3 protein-coding genes are annotated in these 3,533 nt (G+C 42.2%); 2 read left to right on the plus strand and 1 reads right to left on the minus strand.

Annotated features, from left to right (window positions below; all coding sequences use genetic code 11):
• Together ACTF6W_RS10720 and ACTF6W_RS10725 are read left to right on the plus strand one after the other, a co-directional pair.
• On the plus strand, nt 1-472 hold a 472-nt coding region (locus ACTF6W_RS10720), incomplete at its 5' end, for an SLC13 family permease (RefSeq protein ID WP_438994539.1).
• 120 nt (nt 473-592) lie between these two features.
• Nucleotides 593-976 (plus strand): VOC family protein, encoded by a 384-nt coding sequence (locus ACTF6W_RS10725; protein WP_438994540.1) that lies wholly within the window; start codon nt 593-595, stop codon nt 974-976.
• Nucleotides 977-1,100: 124 nt separating this feature from the next.
• On the opposite strand, the gene ACTF6W_RS10730 is transcribed toward ACTF6W_RS10725, so the two are convergent.
• Nucleotides 1,101-3,533: family 78 glycoside hydrolase catalytic domain (locus ACTF6W_RS10730; protein WP_438994541.1), on the minus strand; the 2,433-nt coding region annotated here is incomplete at its 5' end.

A 3,533-nucleotide genomic window follows, 5' to 3' on the forward strand; every position in this document is an offset into this window, starting at 1 on the left:
TATTATTCCGCTACGTGATTTATATAACACCGTTGATTGGCCGGTGATCGTCTTGGTGGGTTCTATGATCCCCATTGGTGGCGCATTGGAAACCACTGGCACCACCGATCTAATTGCCGCAGGTATTCTTGATTTGGCCGCAGGCAACAGCGCCTTTTTCGTTATGGCATTATTATTCATCGTCACCATGACCTTATCGGATTTGATGAATAATGTGGCGACCGCCGTCATGATGGCCCCCATTGCCGTTAGCATGGCCAATAGTTTAGGATCAAACCCCGATGCATTCCTAATGGCCGTGGCCGTATCCAGTTCCTGCGCGTTCTTCACCCCCATCGGTCATAAAAATAACGCCCTCATTATGGGGCCGGGTGGATATAAATTCGGTGATTATTGGCGAATGGGGCTCCCCCTTGAAATTATCATTACTATTGTTGCCTTGCCAATGATTGCTCTTGTCTGGCCTTTATAGGAATTTATTTCATTCTATATGCTTTACGCTCTTGAATATTGAATTTGGTGACACCACTTTCTTATTAGCACTATAATTTTTTATCTATCAGTTCAAAAATCAGCATAAAAGGAAAATAAGATGAGTATATTAAGTCACGCATGCGTAGGAACAAACGATCGCGGGAAATCAGCAAAGTTTTATGATGCCGCACTTGGAGCATTAGGGGTCAATAATCTTGGCGATTTTGGCGGAATGGCGACTTTATATGGAATTGATACGCCAGATTTCATCGTTTTTACACCTACTGATGGAAATCCAGCAACTGTCGGAAATGGCGGAACGATAGGGTTTAATGCCGCGACACGTGATGCGGTCCATAAATTCCACGAAGCCGGACTTGCCGCTGGTGGAACGTGCGACGGGGAGCCTGGACCACGTGATTTTTCACCGACTGCATATGCTGCATACCTTCGTGATCCTGACGGTAATAAAATTTGCACTTATTGTTTTGCTGAAGAATAATAGCTCTATTCAATTTCTTACCACGATAAGATGACTTCTTATCGTGGTATTTTCTAATTCAAATTAAGTAATATTAAATAATGGCTTTAAATTGATTTGCTTAGGCATGGAAAGTAAATAGTTTTTATAACTTTTCAAATGCTTCATTCGATAAAAACTGATATTGTCCACCCAAAACATTAAATACTATATAGCGACCTTCGATACGATTGAACTCAACGCCTTCAACATCAGTTACATCACTTCCATTTTCAGTTATGGCATCTACGGATACTGCAGGCACATAAACCTCGGCGATTGTATTCGTTGGAATGGTAACATTAATAGTGACGTTATTACCATTTTTTCTCCATGCCGACTTGATCACCCCGTTGATTGATTTATGTTCTGCTGATACCGCGCTAAAGGGTGCGGCTGCTATAAGCGGTTTTATTTCAAATTGTCTATAGCCAGGTTTATTAACATCAATTCCAGCAATATCGGAAAACATCCATTCGCCAACTGAACCGTTAGCATAATGACTAAAACTGTTCATGGTGGGATCCATAAACCCCTCTTCCTTGGTATAAGCATTCCAACGTTCCCAAATTGATGTAGCGCCATTGACAACACCATACCCCCATGAAGGGTAATCAGTTTGCATTAGTAAGCTGTATGCGACATCTTCATATCCATATTTCGATAAAATGTGTAAAAGACGACTTACCCCCGCTATGCCAGTAGCCAGTCTGTTTCCATTGTTCTTTACAAGCTCAGCTAATCTATCCGCTCCTCTTTGTTCAAGTTCTTTCGGATATAAATGCATAGCTAGCGCCATACTATAAGCGGTCTGAGAATTTTCTGTCAATTCGCCGTCCGCTAAAAAATACGCCTTTACGAACGCCTCTTTGACTTTGGAAAATAACGCACGGTAAGTCTCTGCCTCTTCGTATTTTTTCAAAGCATCTGCCATTTCCGCCATTAAATGAATATCGTAGGCATAATAAGCAGACGCAATAAAATTTTTATCTGTATTGTAGCCTACTACCAACCAGTCGCCGAAATTTTGCCCTCCTTGTGGACGCAGATAATTTTCACCTGCAGCGTCCCTCTGAAACTCCATAAATCGCGTCATACTTTCCCAATGTTCTTCAAGTAGACGCTTATCACCATAAGTACGGTAGAGCATATAAGGTAAAATAACGCCGCCATCCATCCATCCCGGGGAGAAATCGAAAGCGTGCTGAAAAGGTATCGGTGCATAATTTGAATAGGCCCCGTAAGGTAATTGAGCATCACGCACATCATGCATCCATTTGGTATAAAAAGCTGAAACATCCGCAATATAAGCGGAGGTGCGAAAATAAACTTGTGCATCACCCGTCCAGCCCATACGCTCGTCACGCTGCGGACAATCTGTGGGCACATCAACGAAATTTGCAAACTGTGTGGTTTTTATATTTTCAAATAATTGAGTAATGAGCGGTGCTTTGCCACCCCAATTCAAATCACCTTCAAATTCAATCTTGCCAACTTGCGGCGTTGACGAATTTATGACAACACCCGTAATTGCGACAATTTCCGGTATTCCCGGGTATCCAGTGACCTCAATATATTGGAAACCATGATACGTAAATTGTGGCAACCAACTTTCTTCTTTATCACCGTTTAAAATATATGTGTCGGTAGAGCGCGCTTCGCGCAAATTTTCTGTCATAAGAGAACCATCTTGATGTAACATTTCGCCATACCGCATAGTCACTTTGGTCCCTGTAGGACCTTTAACCTTTAGTCGTCCAACACCCGCAAAATTCTTACCAAAATCAAAAATATAAGTGCCAGGGCTAGGCTCTGTTCGCGCTACCGCGACTAACTCATCTTGTATTTGAACAGGAACGCCGGGATAGGCTTCGACTATGCCACTGGGATTGGCGCGCCACTTGACGGGCTTCCAGGCGCTATCATCAAAGCCCGCTTTATCCCAACCAGTATTTTTTAATCGCGCATCAAATGTTTCACCCATAAGGATATCTGTTTCGCGTAAAGGGCCTGTCGAAGCCAGCCAAATATTGTCGTTGTTGTTATATATCTGTTCTGAAGATTGCGGATTAAAGGCTTGAACAGGATTTATTCGTCTTTGAAGCTCGCTAACGGTAGATATGATCTGTGTCTCACCATTTTCAAATTCGATTTCCAATTGCGCACGAAGTCCTATTTTGTTACCCCAAAAATTTCGCTCTCCATCAATGATGCCTTTTAATGTTCTCCCATACCCCACATAACCCGCATACCAACCATCAGATAAGATGGCACCAAATGCATTTGCACCTTCTTCTATTTGATCTGTAACATCATAGGTAAAATAATAAATCCGTTTATTATAATCCGTCCATCCAGGCGTAAAATAATCGTCCCCAACGCGTTTACCATTTAGTCTAAGTTCGAAAAGTCCCATAGCAGAAGCATAAATCGTCGCTCTTTTGATTTTAGCGTCTGGTTTTGTGTCAAATTCCGTTCGTAAATAAGGGCTAGGTGCTAGTTCTAATTCTTTGTCTTCGTCCAGTTCTTCCTCAGGAAT

It is taken from the genome of Pseudemcibacter sp. (assembly GCF_965661635.1).
Classification (GTDB): Bacteria; Pseudomonadota; Alphaproteobacteria; order Sphingomonadales; family Emcibacteraceae; genus Pseudemcibacter.